Source organism: Mycobacterium hackensackense (assembly GCF_025822555.1).
GTDB classification, from domain to species: Bacteria; Actinomycetota; Actinomycetes; order Mycobacteriales; family Mycobacteriaceae; genus Mycobacterium; species Mycobacterium fluoranthenivorans.
Genome location: NZ_JACKUC010000032.1, coordinates 318778 through 341377, shown reverse-complemented (window position 1 = coordinate 341377; position 22600 = coordinate 318778). Strand labels below are relative to the sequence as shown.

At 67.1% G+C, this 22600-nt stretch carries 23 protein-coding genes; 15 read left to right on the top strand and 8 right to left on the bottom strand.

Features of this window, described 5'->3' with window-relative positions; genetic code table 11:
- Both H7J86_RS25980 and H7J86_RS25975 read right to left on the bottom strand, forming a co-directional pair.
- Nucleotides 1–1043, bottom strand: a 1043-nt coding sequence (locus tag H7J86_RS25980; RefSeq protein WP_267294448.1) for an aldehyde dehydrogenase family protein, incomplete at its 3' end; no start/stop codon positions are given.
- 101 nt (nt 1044–1144) lie between these two features.
- Nucleotides 1145–2419 carry a sigma-54-dependent transcriptional regulator family protein gene (locus H7J86_RS25975; protein WP_372517332.1) on the bottom strand — a complete coding sequence of 425 codons (1275 nt, stop codon included), beginning with the start codon at nt 2417–2419 and terminating at the stop codon, nt 1145–1147.
- A 194-nt stretch (nt 2420–2613) separates the two neighbouring features.
- On the opposite strand from H7J86_RS25975, the gene H7J86_RS25970 reads away from it, so the two are divergent.
- Nucleotides 2614–3258: a CPBP family intramembrane glutamic endopeptidase gene (locus H7J86_RS25970; protein ID WP_267294446.1), complete on the top strand. Its 645-nt coding sequence runs from the start codon at nt 2614–2616 to the stop codon at nt 3256–3258.
- A gap of 11 nt (nt 3259–3269) precedes the next feature.
- Here the strand turns inward: H7J86_RS25970 and H7J86_RS25965 are convergent, their stop codons facing one another.
- Nucleotides 3270–3638: a zinc ribbon domain-containing protein YjdM gene (locus H7J86_RS25965; protein WP_187096676.1), complete on the bottom strand. Its 369-nt coding sequence runs from the start codon at nt 3636–3638 to the stop codon at nt 3270–3272.
- On the bottom strand, nt 3631–4704 hold the full coding sequence (gene ychF / locus H7J86_RS25960) for a redox-regulated ATPase YchF (protein ID WP_090362735.1): 1074 nt from the start codon (nt 4702–4704) through the stop codon (nt 3631–3633). The genes H7J86_RS25965 and ychF overlap by 8 nt, the downstream gene beginning before the upstream one ends.
- An 83-nt stretch (nt 4705–4787) precedes the next feature.
- On the opposite strand from ychF, the gene H7J86_RS25955 reads away from it, so the two are divergent.
- Nucleotides 4788–5864 carry a DUF6542 domain-containing protein gene (locus H7J86_RS25955; protein ID WP_267294444.1) on the top strand — a complete coding sequence of 359 codons (1077 nt, stop codon included), beginning with the start codon at nt 4788–4790 and terminating at the stop codon, nt 5862–5864.
- On the opposite strand, the gene H7J86_RS25950 is transcribed toward H7J86_RS25955, so the two are convergent.
- Nucleotides 5861–6862 (bottom strand): 4-hydroxy-3-methylbut-2-enyl diphosphate reductase, encoded by a 1002-nt coding sequence (locus H7J86_RS25950; RefSeq protein ID WP_267294442.1) that lies wholly within the window; start codon nt 6860–6862, stop codon nt 5861–5863. The two genes, H7J86_RS25955 and H7J86_RS25950, sit on opposite strands and share 4 nt — an antisense overlap.
- A gap of 53 nt (nt 6863–6915) precedes the next feature.
- Between H7J86_RS25950 and H7J86_RS25945 the strand changes: the two genes are divergently transcribed.
- The 4 genes from H7J86_RS25945 to H7J86_RS25930 all read left to right on the top strand — a co-directional run bounded on the left by H7J86_RS25945 (nt 6916) and on the right by H7J86_RS25930 (nt 10140).
- A complete protein-coding gene (locus H7J86_RS25945) occupies nt 6916–7512 on the top strand; it encodes a lipid droplet-associated protein (RefSeq protein WP_267294440.1) in 597 nt (198 codons plus the stop codon).
- Nucleotides 7509–8780 (top strand): exodeoxyribonuclease VII large subunit, encoded by a 1272-nt coding sequence (xseA, locus tag H7J86_RS25940; protein WP_267294438.1) that lies wholly within the window; start codon nt 7509–7511, stop codon nt 8778–8780. The genes H7J86_RS25945 and xseA overlap by 4 nt, the downstream gene beginning before the upstream one ends.
- On the top strand, nt 8767–8979 hold the full coding sequence (locus H7J86_RS25935) for an exodeoxyribonuclease VII small subunit (protein WP_090362722.1): 213 nt from the start codon (nt 8767–8769) through the stop codon (nt 8977–8979). Before xseA ends, H7J86_RS25935 begins: the two co-directional genes overlap by 14 nt.
- Before the next feature lie 72 nt (nt 8980–9051).
- Nucleotides 9052–10140 (top strand): 3-beta-hydroxysteroid dehydrogenase, encoded by a 1089-nt coding sequence (locus H7J86_RS25930; RefSeq protein ID WP_267294437.1) that lies wholly within the window; start codon nt 9052–9054, stop codon nt 10138–10140.
- Nucleotides 10141–10271: 131 nt separating this feature from the next.
- On the opposite strand, the gene H7J86_RS25925 is transcribed toward H7J86_RS25930, so the two are convergent.
- Complete coding sequence (locus H7J86_RS25925) at nt 10272–10715, bottom strand: DUF5994 family protein (RefSeq protein WP_090362716.1); 444 nt, start codon at nt 10713–10715, stop codon at nt 10272–10274.
- Between the two features lie 248 nt (nt 10716–10963).
- Here H7J86_RS25925 and H7J86_RS25920 point away from each other — a divergent pair, with 248 nt between their 5' ends.
- Genes H7J86_RS25920 through H7J86_RS25910 form a run of 3 tightly spaced genes read left to right on the top strand, consistent with a single transcriptional unit; the run spans nt 10964 to nt 14278 of the window.
- Nucleotides 10964–12508: an arylsulfatase gene (locus tag H7J86_RS25920; protein WP_267294436.1), complete on the top strand. Its 1545-nt coding sequence runs from the start codon at nt 10964–10966 to the stop codon at nt 12506–12508.
- Nucleotides 12505–13383 (top strand): HAD family hydrolase, encoded by an 879-nt coding sequence (locus tag H7J86_RS25915; RefSeq protein WP_267294435.1) that lies wholly within the window; start codon nt 12505–12507, stop codon nt 13381–13383. The genes H7J86_RS25920 and H7J86_RS25915 overlap by 4 nt, the downstream gene beginning before the upstream one ends.
- Complete coding sequence (locus H7J86_RS25910; protein WP_267294433.1) at nt 13376–14278, top strand: formylglycine-generating enzyme family protein; 903 nt, start codon at nt 13376–13378, stop codon at nt 14276–14278. Before H7J86_RS25915 ends, H7J86_RS25910 begins: the two co-directional genes overlap by 8 nt.
- On the opposite strand, the gene H7J86_RS25905 is transcribed toward H7J86_RS25910, so the two are convergent.
- Nucleotides 14271–14813 carry a TetR/AcrR family transcriptional regulator gene (locus H7J86_RS25905; protein WP_090362702.1) on the bottom strand — a complete coding sequence of 181 codons (543 nt, stop codon included), beginning with the start codon at nt 14811–14813 and terminating at the stop codon, nt 14271–14273. The two genes, H7J86_RS25910 and H7J86_RS25905, sit on opposite strands and share 8 nt — an antisense overlap.
- A 165-nt stretch (nt 14814–14978) precedes the next feature.
- Here H7J86_RS25905 and H7J86_RS25900 point away from each other — a divergent pair, with 165 nt between their 5' ends.
- From H7J86_RS25900 to H7J86_RS25885, 4 genes are read left to right on the top strand one after another with little or no spacing between them, the layout of a single operon-like run.
- On the top strand, nt 14979–16169 hold the full coding sequence (locus H7J86_RS25900) for a cytochrome P450 (protein WP_267294431.1): 1191 nt from the start codon (nt 14979–14981) through the stop codon (nt 16167–16169).
- A 60-nt stretch (nt 16170–16229) separates the two neighbouring features.
- Nucleotides 16230–17300 (top strand): NAD-dependent epimerase/dehydratase family protein, encoded by a 1071-nt coding sequence (locus H7J86_RS25895; RefSeq protein ID WP_187096683.1) that lies wholly within the window; start codon nt 16230–16232, stop codon nt 17298–17300.
- Nucleotides 17297–18061 carry an SDR family NAD(P)-dependent oxidoreductase gene (locus tag H7J86_RS25890; RefSeq protein ID WP_222622189.1) on the top strand — a complete coding sequence of 255 codons (765 nt, stop codon included), beginning with the start codon at nt 17297–17299 and terminating at the stop codon, nt 18059–18061. Before H7J86_RS25895 ends, H7J86_RS25890 begins: the two co-directional genes overlap by 4 nt.
- A gap of 22 nt (nt 18062–18083) precedes the next feature.
- The gene (locus H7J86_RS25885) at nt 18084–19286 is read left to right on the top strand and encodes an AI-2E family transporter (RefSeq protein ID WP_267294429.1); all 1203 of its coding nucleotides are present in this window, start codon (nt 18084–18086) and stop codon (nt 19284–19286) included.
- On the opposite strand, the gene H7J86_RS25880 is transcribed toward H7J86_RS25885, so the two are convergent.
- Nucleotides 19283–19957 carry a DUF4245 domain-containing protein gene (locus H7J86_RS25880; protein WP_267294427.1) on the bottom strand — a complete coding sequence of 225 codons (675 nt, stop codon included), beginning with the start codon at nt 19955–19957 and terminating at the stop codon, nt 19283–19285. The two genes, H7J86_RS25885 and H7J86_RS25880, sit on opposite strands and share 4 nt — an antisense overlap.
- A gap of 55 nt (nt 19958–20012) precedes the next feature.
- Here H7J86_RS25880 and glpX point away from each other — a divergent pair, with 55 nt between their 5' ends.
- Together glpX and H7J86_RS25870 are read left to right on the top strand one after the other, a co-directional pair.
- Nucleotides 20013–21041: a class II fructose-bisphosphatase gene (gene glpX, locus H7J86_RS25875; protein WP_090362685.1), complete on the top strand. Its 1029-nt coding sequence runs from the start codon at nt 20013–20015 to the stop codon at nt 21039–21041.
- A gap of 28 nt (nt 21042–21069) precedes the next feature.
- The gene (locus H7J86_RS25870) at nt 21070–22503 is read left to right on the top strand and encodes a class II fumarate hydratase (RefSeq protein WP_090362683.1); all 1434 of its coding nucleotides are present in this window, start codon (nt 21070–21072) and stop codon (nt 22501–22503) included.
- Nucleotides 22504–22600: the final 97 nt, after the last annotated feature.

Below are 22600 nucleotides of genomic sequence, written 5' to 3'. Positions count from 1 at the left end.
TAAATATCAGCCTGAATCAACGACCGCGACGGACACGTACACACCTCACCCTGATTCAGGGCGAACATCGTGAACCCCTCCAACGCCTTATCCTGATACGCGTCGTTGCTCGCCAACACATCACTGAAGAAAATGTTCGGCGACTTCCCGCCAAGCTCCAACGTCACCGGAATCAGATTCTGCGACGCGTACTGCATGATCAACCGACCCGTCGTGGTCTCGCCGGTGAACGCGATCTTCGCGATCCGGTTCGACGATGCCAACGGTTTACCCGCCTCCACCCCGAACCCGTTGACGATGTTGACCACACCCGCAGGCAACAAATCCCCGATGAGCGAGAACAAATACAAAATCGACGCCGGAGTCTGCTCAGCCGGCTTCAACACGATCGCATTACCCGCCGCCAACGCCGGCGCCAACTTCCACACCGCCATCAAAATCGGGAAATTCCACGGAATGATCTGCCCCACCACACCCAACGGCTCATGGAAGTGATACGCCACAGTGTCCTCGTCGATCTGCGACAACGACCCCTCCTGGGCCCGCAGCACCCCGGCGAAATACCGGAAATGATCCACCGCCAACGGAATATCGGCATTCAGCGTCTCCCGGACCGGCTTACCGTTATCCCAGGACTCCGCCACCGCGATCGACTCCAGATTCTCCTCGATCCGATCAGCGACCTTGTTCAAGATGACCGCCCGCTCCGCCGGGCTGGTCTTACCCCACCCCGGCGCCGCCGCATGCGCGGCATCCAGATTCTCCTCGATCCGATCAGCGACCTTGTTCAAGATGACCGCCCGCTCCGCCGGGCTGGTCTTACCCCACCCCGGCGCCGCCGCATGCGCGGCATCCAACGCCAACTCCACATCAGCCTCGTCCGAACGCGGGATCTCACAAAACACCTGCCCCGTCACCGGCGTCGGGTTCTCGAAATACCGGCCGGCCACCGGGGCCACCCACTGCCCACCGATGAAATTGCCATAACGGGACTCAAAAGACATCAAAGCGCCTTCAGTACCCGGGCGTGCGTAAACGGTCACAGTTGACCTCCTGCTCTATGAATGACTGTGTCGGTCGTCACTCAAGCTAGTTTGCAACCCGTTGCAGCACGGTTGGGGAATTTCGCAACGTTGGTGCAACGTCAGGACAGCGCGGTGTCCAGCGCGGTGAGATGCCCCCGGATGTGGGCGCGTGTCAGTTCGTCGGCGCCGTGGTGATCATGCAATGTCTGCCAGCCGTGCCGGTCGTCGCGGGCCTCGGGAAGGTCCAGCCAGCGCCGCAGGGCGTGCGAATCCCCGGCCGAACTGGCTGCCAGCACCGCCCCCCGCAAGCTGGTGCTCAGCTCCGTGCGCAGCCGTGCCACGGCCGGTGAGCCGGATCGCGGCAACAGCAACCCGGTGTAGTTGTCCAGGGCGGCGTCGATGTCGCCGCGGCGCAAGGCGGCGAACACCTCGCCCATATCGCTGTCCATCGGAGCGAGCAGCCGGTACGGCCGCGATCCGATCGTGTCGGTGCCGACGATGCGGCGCAGGCGCGACAGCTCGGCGCGGATGGTGACGGCGTCGAGCTCGCGCTCGTCGAGCAGCACCGCGAGGTGATCGCTGCTGAGCCCCTCCGAATGCTGGAGCAGCAACACCAGGATCTCGGCGTGCCGGCCGGACAGCTGCTGAGACCGCGTCCGCCCCCGATCGTCGACGGTGTGCCAGGACGGCCGGTCCGCCCCCAAGACCGTGAGACGGCCGACAGAGTCGGCCAGGACGGCAGGTGTCTGGCTGTAGGACAAGGCAAGTCGGTGTTCCACGGCGACGGCGGTGGCACGCACCAGCGCCAAGGTCTGCGCCGACCCGATCGAGGAACCGCCGGTGAGGTCGATGCTGCCGATCGGCAGGCCGGTCACCGGATCGTGCACCGGCACCGCCGTGCACGTCCACGGCCGGACCAGCCGGGAGAAGTGCTCGTGCCCGTCGATCTGCACCTCGCGGTCGAGTGCCAGCGCGGTGCCCGGAGCATTGGTCCCTGCGCCCTGTTCGCTCCAGTCGGCGCCGGGGACGAAGTTCATCGCGGCCACCTTGCGGCAGGCCTCGGCGTCACCCTCGACCCAGAGCATGGTGCCGTCGGCGGCGGTGACGGCCACGACGACGCCGGAGTCGACGGCGTAGTCCACCAGTAGCTTGCGGATCACCGGGAGGGCCACCGCCAACGGGTGACCGTTTCGCAGTTCCGACAGCCGCGCGGCCGCCGCCGCTTCCCTGGCGCCGCGGTCGGGGTCGACGCCGATGGCCAGACTGCGCTGCCAACTCTCCGCAACGAACCGCCGAAGGGGCTTCTGACCAGCGACGATCAGTTCGTGGACCGGACGCGCTGAATCGGCCGTCGCCTCGGGCGACGGCTTCACCGACCTCGTCTTGTCTGCCACGACGTTCACGCTCCTGACGCCAGTGCCAACTACTCGCTGACCATCGGGCCTTCTGGCCACAATACCTGCACGTCAGGGCCACCGACGGAGAATCGTACGTGGCAGTGTGGGCCGTGGGCACAGAATTCGCCCGGATCGCGTGCATATCCCCCACACTCGGCACATCGGTCGATCACGCGAAAGGACGCATGCCGATGCGCGGACGCAGCGCGCGCCACGTGGTGGTCTCGGCGATCCCGGCGGCCGTACCGTTGACGATGACGGTGGTGTTCGACCTTCTGCGCCGCCGGACCACGGCGCGAGCCGCTTACAACGGCGGTTTCCTCGTCTATTGGCTCGGCTGGTGTCTCGCCGCGCCGATGTGGCTGCTCGGGCCGCGCGAGGCCGCCAGGCTGCTGGTCACCGGCCGGCCCCTGCCCCGCGTTCATGTGGTGCTGCTGGCCATTCCCGTTGCCGGCGCGGTGGGCGCCGAGTTGATTCCCCACCGCAGGCAGATCGACGTGCCCACCGCGGCGGTCATGGCCGCCACCGCAGCCGTCAACGCCGCGGGCGAAGAACTGCTCTGGCGGGGCGTGTTCATGCGGGACCCCGGTAGCCGGCCCTCGCTGACGATGGTGTGGTCGCTGATCGGCTTCTCGCTGTGGCACTTTGCGCCGCAACGCGTCTTGCCGTCGCGGATGGGTCGGTGGCGGTTCGTCGCCGCCTCGGCCGCGGTCGGCATCACCTCGACTCTGGCAGCGCAGAAGTCGGGGGGACTACGTCAGGTCGTCGTGGCCCACGCCCTGGCCGACGCGTGCGGTGTCACCGCCGCACGATTCCGGCTCGGCAAGCACCCGTAGCCGTGCAGCGCTCAGAGAACCTTCTTCACCACGCTCGACTTCAATTGCATCTGCCCGAAACCCGGCACCTTCGCATCGATGTCGTGATCGCCTACGCCGTCAGAGATGAGGCGAATACCGCGCACCTTGGTGCCGATCTTGACGACCCCACCACCGGCACCCTTCACCTTCAAACTCTTGACGATGGTCACGGTGTCGCCATCGGCGAGCGGGTTGCCCACCGAGTCGACGACCACACCGCCGGACACATCACCCGACACGCTGGCATCGTCGGCGCCTGGTGCCCACTCGTAGGCACACATCGAGCAGACCAGGAGTGCGCCGGACTCGTAGGCGAACTCACTCGCGCACGCCGGACACGGCGGCAGAACGTCAGACATTGAACCGGAACTCCACCACATCCCCGTCGGCCATCACGTAGTCCTTGCCCTCCATCCGGACCTTGCCCGCCGCCTTGGCCGCGGCCATCGAGCCGGCCTCGATCAGGTCGTCGAACGACACGATCTCGGCCTTGATGAAGCCCTTCTCGAAGTCGGTGTGGATCACGCCGGCCGCCTTGGGGGCGGTGTCGCCGCGGTGGATCGTCCACGCCCGCGCCTCTTTCGGCCCGGCGGTCAGGTAGGTCTGCAGATTCAGCGTGTGAAAACCTGCCCGCGCCAACGCATCCAGGCCGCGCTCGGTCTGCCCGATGGACTCCAGCAGTTCGGCGGCGGACTCGTCGTCGAGCTCGATCAGCTCCGACTCGATCTTGGCGTCCAGGAACACCGCATCGGCCGGGGCCACCAACTCACGCAATTCGGCCTGTTTGGCCGCATCGGTGAGCACCGCCTCATCGGCGTTGAAAACGTAGAGGAACGGCTTGGTGGTCATCAGGTTCAGCTCGCGCAGCAACGAGACATCCGAACCGGCCGCGAACAGCGTCTTACCGGAATCCAGCACGGCCTGCGCCGCCACGGCCGCTTCCAGCACGGCCTTGCGGTCCTTGTTGGTGCGCGCTTCCTTCTCCAGCCGCGGGATCGCCTTCTCCAGCGTCTGCATATCCGCCAGGATCAGTTCGGTCTCGATGACCTCGATATCCGAGCGCGGGTCAACCCGGCCGTCGACGTGCACCACGTCGTCGTCGGCGAACGCCCGCACCACCTGACAGATGGCGTCGCACTCGCGGATGTTGGCCAGGAACTTGTTGCCCAGCCCGGCGCCCTCGGAGGCGCCTTTGACGATGCCTGCGATATCGACGAACGTCACCGGCGCGGGCACGGTCTTCTCCGATCCGAACACCTTGGCCAGCGCATCCAGGCGCGGATCGGGCAGCGCCACGACCCCTTCGTTCGGTTCGATCGTCGCGAACGGATAGTTGGCGGCCAGCACGTCATTCCGGGTCAACGCATTGAAGAGCGTCGACTTGCCCACGTTCGGTAGTCCGACGATTCCCAGGTTCAAGCTCACGGACTCCAGAGTCTAGAGGTTGTGACGGGCACGCCAGCGCGTGCTGGCAGCGCACGGGCAGTAACAGCCGGTACGGTCAACATGTGTCAGGTCAGCCCGCAGAGCCGACGGATGCGGTGATCGACCGCTCCGCGCTCCCCCGCATTCCGGGGTTGCCGTGGTGGAGTGCCGTGGTGATCGCGGTGATCTTCACCGCCATCGGTATCGCCTTCGACGCCGGTACAGGCACCAAAGAGCTCGGCGCCGTCTTCGCGACGTGCTACGTGCTCGGTTGTGTGCTGGCGGTGCTCGCGGTGCGCCAGTCCGCGGTGTTCACCGCCGTCATCCAGCCTCCGCTCATTCTGTTCGTCGCCGTTCCCAGCGCCTACTTCCTGTTCCACAGCGCGGAGATCGGCGGTATCAAGGACATCCTGATCAACTGCGGTTACCCGCTGATCGAGCGGTTCCCGCTGATGTTCTTCACCTCGGCAGCTGTGCTGATCATCGGGATGGTGCGCTGGTACCTCAGTGCGTCGAACAAGCGTCTGTGGCCCGATAAACCGGCGGCGCACGTCACGGCCGCGGCGGCGTCGGCCGCTCCCGCACGCCGGGTTGCCCGCCGCTTCGCCCAGACGTCGGTCACCGACGACGCCGAGCCGGCCGACGAGGTCCCGCCGCGACGCGGTTCGGCCCGCCGGCTCAGCCGGGAGGCCCCGCCGTCGTCCACTGCCCGCCGCAGCGGCCGGCCCAGTGCACCGTCACGGTCCCGCCACACCCGGCCGCCCGAGAACGACATCGCCGCCTCGGCGGCAGCCGCGGACCGCCGCGAGCGGATGGCGGCAACCGAACGTCCGGCACGGAGCCGTCGCGACACCGAGCAGCCGGTCGATCCGGCCCGCCAGCCGCGCCGTCCTCGCCCGTCCGGTCGGGATCCGCGCCGCAGCACGCCGAGTCCCTACGAACCGGCCGAGTACTACGAGCGGCCGCGACGCCCGGAACCTCAGGACACCTACGAGCGATACGGACGCGAGCCGCGGGAGGCGCGTTACGACGAGCGCCAGCGCCCGCCTGCGGGCACCAGCCATCACCCGGTGTCACGAGTGCGGTATCGCAGCAGCGATGAGGACCCCCGCCCGCGAAACTCGCACCGGCGTGACGACGAGCCCTGGGAAGACCGCTAGGAACGCGGCGGACGGATCTCGCGCGGCAACGCGAACACCAGCGTCTCGTTCGCGGTGGTGACGGGCTGCACGGTGCCGTAGCCGTACTCGGCCAGCCGGTCCAGCACGCCCCGCACCAGGATCTCGGGTACCGACGCTCCGGAGGTCACACCGATGGTCGTGACACCGGAGAACCACGCGGGGTCGATATCGTCGGCGTAGTCCACCAGGTAGGCGTTCTGCGAGCCGGCGTTCAGCGCCACCTCGACCAGGCGTACCGAGTTCGACGAGTTCTTCGACCCGACCACGATCACCAGTTCGCATTCCGGCGCCATCGCCTTCACCGCGACCTGGCGGTTCTGGGTGGCGTAGCAGATGTCGTCGCTGGGCGGATCCTGCAGCGTCGGGAACTTCTCCCGCAGCCGGCGCACCGTCTCCATGGTCTCGTCGACGCTCAGCGTGGTCTGGGACAGCCAGATGACCTTGTTCGGATCGCGCACCGTGACCTTGTCGACGGCGTCCGGGTTGTCGACCACCTGCACGTGGTCGGGGGCCTCACCGGCGGTGCCGACCACCTCTTCGTGGCCTTCGTGGCCGACCAGCAGGATGTCGTAGTCGTCGCGGGCGAACCGCTTGGCCTCGTTGTGGACCTTGGTGACCAGCGGGCAGGTGGCGTCGATGGTCCTCAGATTGCGCTCGGCGGCCTCGACGTGCACGGTCGGTGCGACGCCGTGCGCGGAGAACACGACGATGGCACCTTCGGGCACCTCATCGGTCTGCTCGACGAAGATCGCGCCGGCCTTGGCCAGCGTGTCGACGACGTAGCGGTTGTGCACGATCTCGTGTCGCACGTAGATAGGCGCACCATGCTTTTCCAGGGCGCGCTCGACGGTTTCGACGGCGCGGTCGACACCCGCGCAGTAGCCACGCGGTTCGGCCAGCAGGACGCGTTTGCCGGCCACACCCGAACTCACCGAGCTCGTGGCGCCCGGGATACCCATGTTGACAGTTGGCGGCATCCTTCAAGGGTACTTACCTGCCGTGGCGCAGGGCCAGCCGTAGGCTGGCACCCATGTCGACAGCACCGTATGGAGTCCGACTGCTGGTGGGTGTAGCGGTGACCGCCCTGGATGAGACCCGCAAGCTCCCGCAGACCATCCTCGCCTACCCGATGACGGTGGCCAGTCAGCTCGCGCATCTGGTGATGAAGGTGCAGCAGGACGTCGCCGATCTGGTGATCCGCGGTGACGAAACGCTCGAGGAGCTGTTCCCGCCGAAGGACGAGCAGCCCGAGTGGGCCACCTTCGACGAGGACCTGCCCGACGACCCCGATGACCCCGTCTACGACGTTCCCGTCACCCGCGCCACGGGGTCACCGGTCGCCAACCGCTCCGAAGGCCGCTTCGCGCTGTACAGCGAAGGCGAGCCCGAACGTCCCGCCGATACACCTGCACCCCGCACACCTGCACCGGGCACCAACGGCTCGGCCCCGTCCGTCGTCACCGAACTCGGTTACGACGCGCTGACGCTGGCGCAGCTGCGCGCGCGGCTGACCTCGCTGAAGGTCGACGATCTGGAGGCTCTGCTGGCCTACGAGGAAACCACCAAGGCCCGCGCCCCGTTCCAGACGCTGCTCGCCAACAGGATCACCCGCGCGACGGCCAAGTGAGCGATCCGGGCCAGTCACCGGAGAATCCCTGGCCGGTTCGCGCCGTGGCCACCCGGGTGGCCAAATGGATCGACCGCCTCGGCATGGTGTGGGTCGAGGGCCAGATCGCCCAGCTGACCATGCGTCCCGGCTCGGGCACCGCCTTCATCGTGCTGCGGGACCCGGCCGCCGACATGTCGCTGACGATCACGTGCCCGCGGGACCTGGTGGCGAACGCGCCGGTGAAACTCGCCGAGGGCACCCAGGTGATCGTCTACGGCAAGCCGGCGTTCTACACCGGGCGCGGCACGTTCTCCCTACGCGTGACCGATATCCGCGCGGTCGGCATCGGTGAGCTGCTGGCCCGCATCGACCGGTTGCGCCGACTACTGGAGGCCGAGGGCCTGTTCGACCCACGCCTGAAACGCCCGATTCCGTTCCTTCCCAGCACCATTGGGCTCATCACCGGCCGCGCCTCGGCCGCCGAGCACGATGTCATCGCGGTGGCATCGGCCCGCTGGCCCGCCGTGCGGTTCGCGGTACGCAACACCGCCGTCCAGGGACCCAATGCGGTGGCCCAGATCGTCGAGGAACTCAAGGCCCTGGATGCCGACCCCGAGGTGGACGTCATCGTGCTGGCTCGCGGCGGTGGCAGCGTCGAGGACCTCCTGCCGTTCTCCGACGAAACCCTGTGCCGCGCCATCTCGGCGTGCACCACCGCGGTGATCAGCGCGGTAGGCCACGAACCGGACAACCCGCTGTGCGATCTGGTGGCCGACCTGCGCGCCGCGACCCCCACCGACGCCGCCAAACGGGTGGTGCCCGACGCCGTCGCCGAACAGGCACTGGTGAACGAGCTGCGCCGGCGCGGTGCCCACTCGCTGCGGCACTGGGTGCACCGCGAACAGCACCTCATCGACCAGCTGCGCACCCGGCCGGTACTGGCCCAGCCCTGGCTGGCCCTGGATGCGCGGACCGAGGAGGTGCAGCGGGCCCGTTCCGCCGCGCGCCGTGACATCAACCGGATGATCACCGGCGAGAGCGACCGCCTCGAGCACCTGGCCGCGCGGCTGTCGACCCTGGGCCCGGCCGCCACCCTGGCCCGCGGGTACGCGGTGGTTCAGGTGGTCGGCTCCGGCGGGCAGGAGCGCAGCGACTCGGGAAATCACACCGGCGGGACGCACGTTCTACGGTCCATCACCGACGCCCCGGCGGGCTCCCGGCTCCGGGTCCGCGTCGCCGACGGCGCAGTCATCACCATCAGCGAGGGATCAGATGAAGCCCATTAGTCAGTTGGGATATGAAGAGGCACGCGACGAACTGGTCGAGGTGGTGCGCACACTCGAGCAGGGCGGGCTCGACCTCGACGCCTCGCTCAAGCTCTGGGAAAGGGGCGAGGAGCTGGCAAAACGGTGCGAGGAGCATCTGGCCGGAGCCCGCAAACGAGTGGAGGACGCGCTCGGCGCGAATGCCCCTGACGAAGAGTGATCACACCCTAGGTCGACCCCGCCGCGAACGGCGGGGTTTAGAATTGGAACACGTTTCATTTATGCTCGGGGCATGGGTGACGCATCACTGACGACTGATCTCGGCCGCGTTCTGGTGACGGGAGGCTCCGGCTTCGTCGGCGCCAACTTGGTGACCACCCTGCTGGAGCGGGGGCACGAGGTGCGCTCGTTCGACCGGGTGTCCTCTCCCCTACCGGATCATCCGAACCTGCAGACCCTCGTCGGCGACATCACCAACACCGATGACGTCGCCACGGCCGTGGCCGGAATCGACACCGTCATCCACACCGCCGCGATCATCGATCTGATGGGCGGCGCGTCGGTCACCGAGGAATACCGGCAGCGCAGCTTCTCGGTGAACGTCGAAGGCACCAAGAACCTGGTGCGCGCCGGACAAGCCGCGGGCGTGCAGCGGTTCGTCTACACCGCGTCCAACAGTGTGGTGATGGGCGGTCAGGACATCGTCGACGGCGACGAAACCCTGCCCTACACGAACAGGTTCAACGACCTGTACACCGAAACCAAGGTGGTGGCCGAGAAGTTCGTGCTCTCGGAGAGCGGGGCGAACGGCGGCATGCTGACCTGCTCCATCCGGCCGAGCGGGATCTGGGGCCGCGGCGACCAGACCATGTTCCGCAAAGTGTTCGAGAATGTGCTCGCCGGACACGTCAAGGTGCTCGTCGGCAACAAGAACATCAAGTTGGACAACTCATACGTACACAACCTGATTCACGGTTTCATCCTGGCCGGCCAGCACCTGGTGCCCGGTGGCAGCGCACCCGGCCAGGCGTATTTCATCAACGACGCCGAGCCGCTCAACATGTTCGAGTTCGCCCGCCCGGTGCTCGCGGCCTGCGGACGCCCCCTGCCCACCTTCCGGGTGTCCGGCAAGCTGGTGCACAAGGCGATGATGGCCTGGCAGTGGTTGCACTTCAAGTTCGGCATTCCCGAGCCGCTGATCGAACCCCTTGCGGTGGAACGGCTTTACCTCAACAACTACTTCTCGGTGGCCAAGGCCGAGCGCGACCTCGGCTACCGGCCGCTGTTCACCACCGAGCAGGCCATGGCCGAGTGCCTGCCGTACTACACCGACCTGTTCCACCAGATGCAGAGCAAGGCCGGCGAGCCCGCCACGGTGTGACCGCCAGAAACTGGACGAGGCCGGCGACGCTGTAGCGTCCCGGCCTCTGGTTTCTCGCTCGGCATCTACAGAACCGGGGAAACTTGTCTCACAGATTACGGTACGGCCCACCGATTCGGCAAAAACCCGGCCTACTTCTGGCGCGCTCGCCCACCGCCGAGAATGGCCCGCAGCGTCTGCACGCTGGGCGGACTGGCTGCGGTGGCGACGGCGGCCAGCACCAGGCGCGCATCGAGCTCCGTGGCAGCCGGTGGCACCACGAACAGCAAAGAGTGCCGGTTGTGGGTGCCCATCAAATAGAGCGTGTCCCGGGCGATCAGCGAGTACGCATCGACGGGCACTGACGTCGAGCCGCGAATGAGCCGGGCCGGCGCCGTGTCCCACCAGATCGGGTCGTAGAGCACTCGGCGCACCGGCCCGATGCGAAGTCCGAGCACCGCCACCAGATCGGCCAATCCCGTACCGAGTTGACGGTCGCACGGCCACCACGCGCCGGCGACGGTACCTTGCAGTCCCGGGTGGTTGGACAGTGCCAGGCGCGCTATGAGCGCGGCGTGCGCATCGTCATCGGCCATCGGCGATGCTCCCGTCTCTGGAGACCGCAGACGGGAGCCGAGAGGGCGGCGCGCGAGGAACCTACGATGACTCCACCCTAGCAAACGGCGCACACTACCGTCGCGATACGTGCAATACGTTGCTGTGCAACATGATTCACCGGCGCCGGAGAGGCTCCGTAACGGAGCGCCAAAGCTGCCGAAACCCTCGATTGCGCGGCGAGATCCCCTAGCATCGACCGCAGGTCGCCAAGCGAAGGAGTCGCGTCATGCCCGACGGAAAGCCGAACATCCTCGTGATCTGGGGTGACGATATCGGGATCTCCAACCTCAGCTGCTACAGCCGGGGAATGATGGGTTACTTCACGCCCAATATCGACCGGATCGCCGACGAGGGCATGCTGTTCACCGACTCCTACGGGGAGCAGAGCTGCACGGCCGGACGCTCGTCGTTCATCACCGGACAGAGCGTCTACCGCACCGGGATGAGCAAGGTCGGTATGCCCGGCGTGGACATCGGCCTGCAGAAGGAGGATCCGACGATTGCCGAACTGCTCAAACCGCTCGGCTACGCCACCGGCCAGTTCGGCAAGAACCATCTGGGCGATCTCAACAAGTTCCTGCCCACCGCCCACGGCTTCGACGAGTTCTTCGGCAACCTGTACCACCTCAACGCGGAGGAGGAGCCCGAGCACGAGGACTACCCCACCGCCGAGGAGGCCCCGATGCTGCGCAAGGCCCTGCTGCCGCGCGGTGTCATCCACTCCTGGGCCACCGAAGAGGACAGCGGCGAGGTCGACGAACGATACGGCCCGGTGGGCAAACAGCGCATCGAGGACACCGGTCCGCTGAGCGCACTCCGGATGGAGACCATCGACGACGAGACCACCGAGGCATGCGCCGACTTCATCAAACGCCAGCACGCCGCGGACACCCCGTTCTTCGTCTGGATGAACATGACGCACATGCACTTCCGGACGCACACCAAACCGGAGAGCCGCGGTCAGGCCGGGCGCTGGCAGTCTCCGTATCACGACACGATGATCGATCACGACCGCAACGTGGGCACGCTGCTGGACCTGCTCGACGAGTTGGGCCTCACCGAGGACACCATCGTCATCTACTCCACGGACAACGGTCCGCACGCCAACAGCTGGCCGGACGGCGCCACCACCCCATTCCGCAGCGAGAAGGCCACCAACTGGGAGGGCGCCTTCCGGATCCCCGAACTGATCCGCTGGCCCGGAAAGATCAAGGCCGGGTCGGTCTCGAATGAGATTGTGCAGCATCATGACTGGCTGCCCACCTTCCTGGCGGCCGCGGGTGACCCGGACATCGTCGACAAGCTCAAGTCGGGGCATACCGCTGGGGACGAGACCTTCAAGGTGCACATCGACGGCTACAACCTGCTGCCGTATCTGACCGGTGAGGTCGACGAGAGCCCGCGGCGCGGTCTGATCTACTTCTCCGATGACGGCGATGTGCTCGGCATCCGGTTCGACAACTGGAAGATCGTCTTCATGGAGCAGCGCTGCCAGGGCACGCTCCAGCTGTGGTTCGAACCGTTCACCAAGCTGCGCGCACCCAAGTTGTTCAACCTGCGCACCGATCCGTTCGAACACGCCGATGTCACCTCGAATACCTACTGGGACTGGGTGATAGACCGGCTGTATCTGATGTTCTACGGCTCGGCGCTGGTCAACCGGTTCCTTGAGACGTTCAAGGAGTTCCCGCCACGGCAGGAGCCGGCGTCGTTCACGATCAACAACGCGGTCGAGGAACTGGAGAAGTTCCTGGCCAACCGCGGCGGATGAGCCTGCCGTCCTGGAACGACGGTCCCACGAAGTCGGCGATCGTCGACTTCGTGGCGCACGCCGTGACCCTGCCGCCCGAGGACCGCGTCGCGGTGTTCGACAACGACGGCACCCTCTGGGTGGAGAAGCCCGCGTACATCCAGCTGGACTTCCTGGTCCGTCGACTGGCCGTGCAAGCGGCCGCCGATCCGGCGCTGGCGGCGAGGCAACCGTATGCGGCGGCAGCCGCCGGCGATCTCGGTTGGTTCGGCGAGGCCGTCACCAAGCACTACAACGGCGACGATTCCGATCTCAAAGTTCTTGCCGGGGGTCTCCTTTCGGCTTATCAGGGACTGACGGTAGAGGAGCACGCGGCGCGCGTCTCGGCGTTCTTCGCCGAGGCCTCACACCCCACACTGGGGCGGCCATACACCGCGTGCGGGTACGCCCCGATGGTCGAGTTGTTGAGGTATCTGGAGGCGAACGGGTTCACCTGCTACATCGTCTCCGGTGGCGGACGCGATTTCATGCGGCCGGTGACCACCGCCCTGTACGGGATCCCACCCGAGCGTGTGGTGGGTAGCTCGGTGGGCGTCACGTTCACCGGCGGCAGCCTGGTGACGACCGGGCAGCCGGAATTCCTCAACGACGGCCCGGTAAAGCCGGTGCGGATCTGGGACCGGATCGGGCGGCGGCCCATCTTTGCCGCGGGCAATTCCAACGGTGACATCGAAATGCTGCAGTACACCAATGGTTTCCGGCTGCTGGTCCGGCACGACGATGCCGAGCGTGAATTCGACTACATCGCTGGTGCGGAGAAGGCGCTGGATCTGGCCGAGACCGAGAGCTGGACGGTGGCCAGCATCCAGAACGACTGGGCGCACGTCTTTGCCTGATGACCTGGTGTGGATTCCGCCGCAGACGGCGGTGCTCGGCTCGAACGATCACGAGCCCGAAGAAGGACCCGCACACGAGGTCAGCACGGACGGGTTCTGGATCCAGCCCCATCAGGTGACCAATGCGCAGTACGCAGAGTTCGTGGCCGACACCGGCTATGTCACCGTCGCCGAACGCCCGGTGGACCCGGCTGACTTCCCCGGGGCCCCGGCGGAGAATCTGGTGCCGGGTTCCCTGGTGTTCAGGCGCACTGCCGGGCCCGTCGACCTCCGCCACCTCAGCCAGTGGTGGCTGTGGACGCCCGGAGCCTGCTGGAACCATCCGCGGGGGCCGCGGTCCACATTGGCGGGCCGGGACCGGCACCCGGTGGTGCACATCGCTTTCGAGGACGCCCAGACCTACGCCGACTGGGCCGGACTGACGCTGCCCACCGAGGCGCAATGGGAGACCGCCGCGCGCGGCGGTCTCTCTGGCGCGACGTACACCTGGGGTGACGAACCCGAACGGCCCGGGCAGCGGCTGGCCAACTACTGGCACGGCGAGTTCCCCTACCTCCCCGAAACCGGCTACGGCACCACCCAGCCGGTGGGGAGCTTCCCGCCCAATGACTACGGGCTGTTCGATATGGCCGGCAATGTCTGGGAATGGACCGCCGACTTCTACGGCCCTGATCGCGCCGGCACCCCATGCTGCGCGGCCGACAGCTACGATCCCCACGAACCACAGTTCCAGATCGCACGCCGGGTCATCAAAGGCGGATCCTTCCTGTGCGCCGACAGCTACTGCATGCGGTACCGGCCCGCCGCGCGACGACCCCAGCAGATCGATACCGGCATGAGCCATATCGGCTTTCGTTGCATCAAGCGCTGGGGAATCTGGGCACGCCCTAATTGAAACCCGGTGCGATGAACCGCTCAAGCAGTCGCTGCTCGGCAGCCTGGTCGCCGGCCGGCCAGAACAACAACGCCAGCACCACCCGGACTATCCAGCCCGCGGCCTCCGCGTCATCCTCGGCGACACCGGCGAACTCGGCGGCGAAACGCATCACCGCATCCGATGAGGTGAGTGAGCGGGACCCCGGCGTCCCGACCACCGTAGCGGCCAGCGGGTCCGCACGAATCTCGCGAAGAGCCACGGCGATGGCCGTCAGCACCCGATCCGCGCCGGTGCGATCGATCACCGCCGCGCGTACCGTCGCGACGATCCGCTGCGCGGACCGGACCAGGACAGCCTCGCGAATCTGCGCTTTGGTGCCCGCATGCCGGTACACCGTGGCGCGCGAACAGTGCACCGCCGCCGCCAGCGCGTCGATATCGATATCGGCGAATCCGCGACGGCCCATCATGTCGGCGGCCGCGGCGTAGATCCGGTCGGCTGCCGCCGCGCGGCGATCACCACCCACCAGCCAGTCCTCACGTCGCGGCGACATGGATCCTTGTTTATCTCAGTTTGAGACGAATTGACAGTGTCTTCTCACAAATGGATGCAGGTCAGATCACCGCTGTGCGACGCCGCGATCGGCTGCGCTCAGCTGCCCGTATCAACTTCGCCGCGCCCCGTTGACGCCACCTCACGCAGGCCCGAGCCTGGGAAAATGGTTGCGGCCCAAGAATTCTTCGCACTCGATGCGCTACACGACCCGTATCCGCTCTACGACCGGCTGCGGGCACGACCCGTGCAGCGGGTCGGCGACAGCGACTTCTTCCTCGCTTCGACCTGGGACGCGGTCCTCGAAGCCACGGGCCGAACCGGTGACTTCTCCTCGAATCTCACCGCGACCATGATCTATCGGCCCGACGGCACCGTGACGCCCTTCGCGATGGGCAATCCCGGCGACCCGGTGCACGTATTGGCCACCGCCGACGAACCGTCACACGCCGCACACCGCAAGCCGGTGCTGGTGAAACTTGCCGTCAAACACCTGCGGGCACTGGAACCGGTGATCGCCGAGATCTTCGACGAACTGTGGACCGGCACCGAGGGGGACTGGATGTCCGCCGTGGCCAACCGGCTTCCCATGATGGTGGTCGCACATCTGCTCGGCCTGCCCCGCGACGATGTCGACCAGCTGGTGCACCGCGCCTACGCCAGTACCGAACTCATGGACGGACTGGTCGACGAGGACCAGCTGAGCGCCGCCGGGATCGCGGCCATGGAGCTCGGCGGCTACCTGATCGACCGGTTCACCCGCGCAGCCGCCTCACCGGCCGATGACCTGATGGGCCAATTGGCACTCGCATGTGCCGCCGGCGATGTGGATACCTCAGCAGCCGCGGTCATCCTGATCCAACTGGTTTCCGCGGGGGCGGAATCGACCGCCTCCCTGTTGGGCAGCGCGGCGTGGCTGCTGGGCACCCGGCCCGAGGTGCAGCGCCTGGTGCGCAGTGACCCGACATCGATACCGGCCTTCATCGAAGAGGTGCTGCGCTACGAATCACCGTTTCGGGGGCACTACCGCCACGTCATGACCGACACGACCCTTGCCGGTACCGAGCTGCCGGCGGGCGCTCATCTCCTGCTGCTGTGGGGTGCGGCCAATCGCGACCCGGATCGGTTCGACGCTCCGCAGGAATTCCGGCTCGGCCGCGCCGGCGCCCCCTCGCACCTGTCGTTCGGGAAGGGCCTGCATTTCTGCGTCGGCGCGGCACTGGCCCGGCTGGAGGCTCGCATCGTGCTCCGGCAGCTCCTGGACCGGACGACCTGGCTGGCGGCGCCCGAGGATCCCGAATGGCTACCCAGCGTGCTGGTGCGCCGCCCAGCCCGGTTGGATCTACGGATGCAGTGAGCCCAACAGCGCCCATTCGCTAGGGTTGGAACACGTTCTTGTTCCCCCGATGGAGGGCCTATGACCGATACCGTGCTGGTAACCGGCGCTTTCGGACTTGTCGGGTCCGCCACCGTGCACCGCCTCGCCGCGGACGGCCGTCGGGTGGTCGCGACCGACCTCGATACGCCCGGTAACCAGAAGGCGGCCGCGGCCCTGCCGGTCGGTGTCACCGTGCGCTGGGCCGACCTGACCGATCCGTCCGCCGTCGGCGCCCTGGTCGCCGATATCGCGCCGTCGGCAATCATCCACCTGGCCGCCGTCATCCCGCCGTTCATCTACCAGCGCCGCGGACTGGCCGAGAAGGTCAACGTCGGCGCCACCGCAAGCCTGGTGGCCGCGGCCGAGAAGTTGCCTACCCCAGCACGTTTCGTTCTCGCGTCCAGCATCGCGGTGTACGGGTCACGCAATCCGCACACCGTCTCGGGCGTACTCACCGCCGATACCCCGGTCAACCCCGCCGATATCTACGGCGACCACAAGGTCAAGGCCGAAGCCCTGGTGCGGTCCTCGGCGCTGGACTGGGTCATCCTGCGGCTCGGCGGGGTGCTCACCGTCAATCCGGGCTCCTACATGAAGATGGACAACTTCTACTTCGAGGGCATGCTGCCCACCGACGGGCGCCTGCAGACCGTCGACGTCCGGGATGTGGCACGGGCGTTCGCCGCCGCCACCACCGCCGACGCCGTCGGCGAGACCCTGTTGATCGGCGGCGACGACAACACCCACCGACTCCCGCAGGGCGACGTGGCACCCGCCATGGCCGCCGCGCTGGGATTGGTCGGCGGACTGCCCACCGGCCTCAAAGGTGATCCCCACGATGACGCCGGCTGGTTCAACACCGACTGGATGGACACCACCCGGTCCCAGGAAGTTCTTGATTTCCAACGTCATTCGTGGCCGCAGATGCTGATCGAAACGGCCGAGAACGCCGGTATCAAACGTCCGCTGCTGCGGTTGGTCGCACCGCTGGCCAAGCAGGTCCTGCAACGCCGAACGGCGTATTACGGCACCGGTCAACGCTATGCCGACCCGTGGCAGGCGATCAAAGCCAAATGGGGCGATCCTCGCCCGGACGGGAGTCAGGCGTGAGCGCGGCGACGGAGAAGGTAGCGATCGTCGTCGGCGGAGCTTCCGGGATCGGCTGGGCGTCGGCCCAGGCGCTGGCCGCCGAGGGGTATCGCGTCGTCATCGCCGACCGCAACGCCGAGGGCGCGCGGTCCCGCGCCGACGAACTCGGGGCGCCGCACACCGGCACGGGCGCCGATGTCACCGACGAAGCTTCCATCGCAACACTTTTCGCGCAGAATGCGGGTGTGCACGCGGTGGTGAACTGCGCCGGATTCTCCAATATCGGGCTCATCGTGGACATGCCGGCCGAAGACTTCCGGGCGGTCATCGACTGTTGCCTCACCGGGTCGTTCATCGTCGCCAAGCATGCCGGCCGGCACCTGGCCGACGGTGGCTCACTCGTGTCGATCTCGTCGCTCAACGGCCGCCAGCCGGCGGCCGGGATGAGCGCCTACTGCGCGGCCAAGGCTGGACTCTCGATGCTGACCCAAGTCGCCGCGCTGGAATTGGCACCGCGCGGCATCCGGGTGAATGCCGTCGCGCCCGGCTTCGTGCACACCCCGCTCACCGAAGGTGCGGCGCTGGTGCCGGGCGTCGTCGAGGAATACGTGGAGAACACCCCGCTGGGCCGGGCCGGCACCCCCGAGGACATCGCCGAGGCCGTCGTGTTCCTCACCAAGGCCTCCTGGCTCACCGGCGAGGTGCTCGATCTCAACGGCGGATCCCACATGAAGCGCTACCCGGATCTGCTCGGTCACATCATGAAACTCGCGGCCCAGTGATCAGTCCTGTGAAATAGCCGCTGTGGAAACCGAGTTCACCCTCAGTCAGAGGCGGGCGCTGGCGATCGCGACGGTCGCCGCGATCGCCTTCGGCGCGTACTTCCTGCGTGGCTATTTCATCCTGATCGTGGTGGCCGCGGTGGTGGCCTACCTGTTCGATCCGATCTACCAGCGTCTGCACAAGAGGTTCGGCACCGGCCTGTCCGCCACCTTCACCTTGCTCGCCGCGCTGGCCATCGTGATCGTGCCGATCGCCGGGGCCGTCGCCATCGGGGTGGTGCAGATCAGCATCATGGTCCGCAGCGTCGCCGACTGGGTGGGCAAGACCGATCTGAGCTCGCTCGGTGACCGATCACTGCGGGCGGTCAACGAACTGCTGGACCGGCTGCCGTTCCTGCAGAGCACGAACATCACCGCGGAGTCCCTGCAGAAATGGGTGGTCAGCTTCGCGCAGCGGGCCGGCCAGTGGGGTCTGGAGTTCTTGCAGGGCGCCGCGGGCGGCCTGTTCGGGGGTCTGACCGCCGCCGTCATCTTTCTCTACGTCTTCATTTCGATTCTGGTCAAAGGCCATGAGCTGCGCGTGCTCATCGGCCGGCTCAACCCGCTGGGCGAGGAGGTCACCGATCTGTACCTGGCCAAGATGGCGGCCATGGTCCGTGGCACCGTCCAGGGCCAGTTCGTCATCGCCGTGGCCCAGGGGGTGGCCGGTGCCATCTCGATCTACATCGCCGGGTTCCACGACGGGTTCTTCATCTTCGCGATCCTGTTGTCCGCTCTGTCGGTCATCCCTCTCGGCGGCGGGATCGTGACCATCCCGTTCGGGATCGGCATGGCGTTGTTCGGCAATGTCGGGGGTGGCATCTTCGTCGTCGCCTTCCACCTGTTGGTGGTGACCAATATCGACAATGTGCTGCGCCCGATCCTGGTGCCCAAGGAAGCCCGGCTGGACTCCGCACTGATGCTGCTGTCGGTCTTCGCCGGCATCACCATGTTCGGCTTCCTCGGCATCGTCATCGGACCCGTGCTGATGATCGTCATCGTCACCACGATCAGCGTCTACCTGTGGGTCTATCAGGGTGTGCCGATGGACGTCGACACCGAGGATGATGCCGAGCCCAAGCCACCCGGACTTCTCACCCGGCTGATCGCGCACGCCCGGGCGGCCACGCGTCGCCGGACCGAGCCCGCCGTTCCGGCGGCTTCACCGGCGACCTCGGACGACTAGATCGGCAGCGGCGCAGCGCTCTGTACCGCCTTCGCCAGCACCCGGAACTCGTCGTTGTCAGCCGACCCGGTGATCGCCAGTTGCGTGGCCCCGGTCTCGCGGCCCGCGCGTGTCACCCCGGGCAGCCGCGTCGTCCACGCGGGCTCACCCTCGCCGGCCTCGTAGACCACCCATTTCACGCCGTCCACATCCTGGGTGCCGGTGGGTACCAGGTCGGTGTCGAGCGAGGAGATGAGGGCGTCTTCGTCGGCATTGCTCTGGGTCAGCGACAGGTACATCCCGGCGGGCGTCAGGTAGCCCACCCGCGAGCTGACCGCGCGGGCCTTCTGGCCCGTCGCCGGATCGACGCGGCCGCCGTCGATCCCGCCGCGTCCTCCGGAGTTCGCAGTCCAGCCCGGCGGGAGGGCGGGTAGCCGGATGGGGATCTTCAGCGCCGCGGCGTCGGCCGCCAAGGCCGCCGGCGCGTCATAGTTGGGCGCGGGCCCCGCGCCGGGGCCGCTGGGCTGGAACGAGCACATGCCCAAGACCCCCGCCAACACCACGCAGGCCAGCACCAACGGGGCCATCGACCAGAACATATCGCGGCCGTCCTGCAGCAGCCGGTTCTTGGCGGGCGCAGGCACCGGCACGACGATCGGCGTGTCGGCTTCCGGTTCCTGCGGGGCACTCATGTCTGCCAGTATCCCAGTTCCCAAACTGGGAGCCGCTAATGGGACAATTTGCCCCATGACGCCATCGCGCCGGGAAGCCCCCGACCGTAACCTCGCACTGGAACTGGTCCGTGTCACCGAAGCCGGGGCGATGGCCGCCGGCCGCTGGGTGGGGCGTGGCGACAAAGAAGGTGGCGACGGCGCTGCCGTCGACGCCATGCGCGAACTGGTGAACTCCGTCTCGATGCGGGGTGTGGTGGTGATCGGCGAGGGCGAGAAGGACAACGCCCCGATGCTCTACAACGGCGAAGAGGTCGGCAACGGCGACGGTCCGGAGTGCGATTTCGCCGTCGACCCGGTGGACGGCACCACGCTGATGAGCAAGGGCATGCCGAATGCCATCTCGGTGCTCGCGGTGGCCGAGCGGGGCGCCATGTTCGACCCGTCCGCGGTGTTCTACATGCACAAGATCGCCGTCGGCCCGGACGCCGCCGACGTCATCGATATCACCGCCCCCATCGCGGAGAACATCAAGCGCGTCGCCAAGGTGAAGAAGTCCAGCGTCGCCGACCTGACCGTCTGCATCCTGGACCGGCCGCGGCACACGCAGCTGATGGCCGACGTACGCGCGGCGGGCGCCCGGATCCGGCTGATCTCCGACGGTGACGTCGCCGGCGCCATCGCCGCCTGCCGCCCCGGGTCGGGTACCGATCTGCTGGTCGGCATCGGTGGCACCCCCGAGGGCATCATCGCCGCCGCGGCCATCCGCTGTATGGGCGGCGCGATCCAGGCCCGGCTGGCCCCGACCGACGACGACGAGCGCCAGAAGGCGATCGACCGGGGTTACGACCTGGACCGGGTGCTGCACACCGAGGATCTGGTCTCCGGCGAGAACGTGTTCTTCTCGGCCACCGGCGTCACCGACGGTGACCTGCTCAAGGGCGTTCAGTACTCCGGCGGCGGCGCGACCACGCAGTCCATCGTGATGCGGTCGAAGTCCGGCACGGTCCGGATGATCGAGGCCTACCACCGCCTGTCCAAGCTCAACGAATACTCCGCGGTGGACTTCACCGGGGACCTGTCCGCAGCACATCCGCTCCCCTGACCCCTCCTTCATCGAGAAAAGGACACAGATGACCGACAGCGTTGTCGAAAAGAAAGCCGGCGAGCCTGAGTACCGCATCGAGCACGACACCATGGGCGAGGTCCGGGTGCCGATCAATGCCCTGTGGCGGGCCCAGACCCAGCGAGCAGTGGAGAACTTCCCGATCTCCTTCCGCGGTCTGGAGCGCACGCAGATCCGCGCCCTGGGTCTGCTGAAAGGCGCCTGCGCGCAGGTGAACAAGGACCTGGGCCTGCTGGCGCCGGAGAAGGCCGACGCGATCATCGCCGCCGCCGGTGAGATCGCCGACGGCCTGCACGACGACCAGTTCCCCATCGACGTGTTCCAGACCGGTTCGGGCACCAGCTCCAACATGAACGCCAACGAGGTCATCGCGTCCATTGCGGCCGGCTTCAACCCGCCGGTGACGGTGCACCCCAACGACGATGTGAACATGTCGCAGAGCTCCAACGACACCTTCCCCACCGCCACGCATATCGCGGCCACCGAAGCTGCTGTGCGCCACCTGATCCCGGCGCTGGAGATCCTGCACGAGTCGCTCGCGGTGAAGGCCAAGCAGTGGCGCACCGTGGTGAAGTCCGGCCGCACCCACCTGATGGATGCGGTGCCGGTCACCCTGGGCCAGGAGTTCGGCGGCTACGCCCGCCAGATCGAGGCCGGGATCGAACGGGTCAAGGCGACACTGCCCCGCCTGGGTGAGCTGGCCATCGGTGGTACCGCCGTCGGCACCGGCCTCAACGCCCCCGACGGTTTCGGCGCCAAGGTGGTCGAGGTGCTGGTGGCCCAGACCGGTATCGCCGAACTGCGCACCGCCAAGGACTCTTTCGAAGCTCAGGCCGCCCGCGACGGGCTGGTCGAGGCGTCCGGCGCGCTCAAGACCATCGCGGCGTCGCTGACCAAGATCGCCAACGATGTGCGCTGGATGGGCTCCGGCCCGCTGACCGGACTGGGCGAGATCCAGCTGCCGGATCTGCAGCCGGGCAGCTCGATCATGCCGGGCAAGGTGAATCCGGTTCTGCCCGAGGCGGTTACCCAGGTGGCCGCGCAGGTCATCGGTAACGATGCGGCCGTCACGGTGGGCGGCCTGTCCGGCGCCTTCGAGCTGAACGTCTACATCCCGATGATGGCGCGCAACGTGCTGGAGTCGTTCACCCTGCTGTCCAACGTGTCGAAGCTGTTCGCCACCAAGTGCATTGACGGCCTGGTGGCCAACGAGGCGCACCTGCGCGAGCTCGCGGAGTCCTCGCCGTCCATCGTGACGCCGCTGAACTCCGCGATCGGTTACGAAGAAGCGGCCAAGGTCGCCAAGGAAGCCCTGAAGGAACGCAAGACGATTCGCCAGACGGTGATCGACCGCGGCCTGATCGGCGACAAGCTCTCCGAGGCCGAACTGGACAAGCGCCTCGACGTGCTGGCGATGGCGAAGGTCAAGCCAGGCGAGTAGTCCTTGTGACGCGCCCACCTCACCCGAGGACGGCATCCCGGCCAGCGCCGGCTTGCCGGCCCTCGGGCGGGGCGGGCCACATCCGACACCAACCGAC

Coding starts and splice junctions, on each gene's coding strand:
- H7J86_RS25970 (WP_267294446.1), top strand. CDS start 2,614: ATGCGCGGACGCAGCGCGCGCCACGTGGTGGTCTCGGCGATCCCGGCG.
- H7J86_RS25965 (WP_187096676.1), bottom strand. CDS start 3,638: ATGTCTGACGTTCTGCCGCCGTGTCCGGCGTGCGCGAGTGAGTTCGCC.
- H7J86_RS25950 (WP_267294442.1), bottom strand. CDS start 6,862: ATGCCGCCAACTGTCAACATGGGTATCCCGGGCGCCACGAGCTCGGTG.
- H7J86_RS25945 (WP_267294440.1), top strand. CDS start 6,916: ATGTCGACAGCACCGTATGGAGTCCGACTGCTGGTGGGTGTAGCGGTG.
- H7J86_RS25935 (WP_090362722.1), top strand. CDS start 8,767: ATGAAGCCCATTAGTCAGTTGGGATATGAAGAGGCACGCGACGAACTG.
- H7J86_RS25930 (WP_267294437.1), top strand. CDS start 9,052: ATGGGTGACGCATCACTGACGACTGATCTCGGCCGCGTTCTGGTGACG.
- H7J86_RS25925 (WP_090362716.1), bottom strand. CDS start 10,715: ATGGCCGATGACGATGCGCACGCCGCGCTCATAGCGCGCCTGGCACTG.
- H7J86_RS25920 (WP_267294436.1), top strand. CDS start 10,964: ATGCCCGACGGAAAGCCGAACATCCTCGTGATCTGGGGTGACGATATC.
- H7J86_RS25915 (WP_267294435.1), top strand. CDS start 12,505: ATGAGCCTGCCGTCCTGGAACGACGGTCCCACGAAGTCGGCGATCGTC.
- H7J86_RS25905 (WP_090362702.1), bottom strand. CDS start 14,813: ATGTCGCCGCGACGTGAGGACTGGCTGGTGGGTGGTGATCGCCGCGCG.
- H7J86_RS25900 (WP_267294431.1), top strand. CDS start 14,979: ATGGTTGCGGCCCAAGAATTCTTCGCACTCGATGCGCTACACGACCCG.
- H7J86_RS25895 (WP_187096683.1), top strand. CDS start 16,230: ATGACCGATACCGTGCTGGTAACCGGCGCTTTCGGACTTGTCGGGTCC.
- H7J86_RS25880 (WP_267294427.1), bottom strand. CDS start 19,957: ATGAGTGCCCCGCAGGAACCGGAAGCCGACACGCCGATCGTCGTGCCG.
- glpX (WP_090362685.1), top strand. CDS start 20,013: ATGACGCCATCGCGCCGGGAAGCCCCCGACCGTAACCTCGCACTGGAA.
- H7J86_RS25870 (WP_090362683.1), top strand. CDS start 21,070: ATGACCGACAGCGTTGTCGAAAAGAAAGCCGGCGAGCCTGAGTACCGC.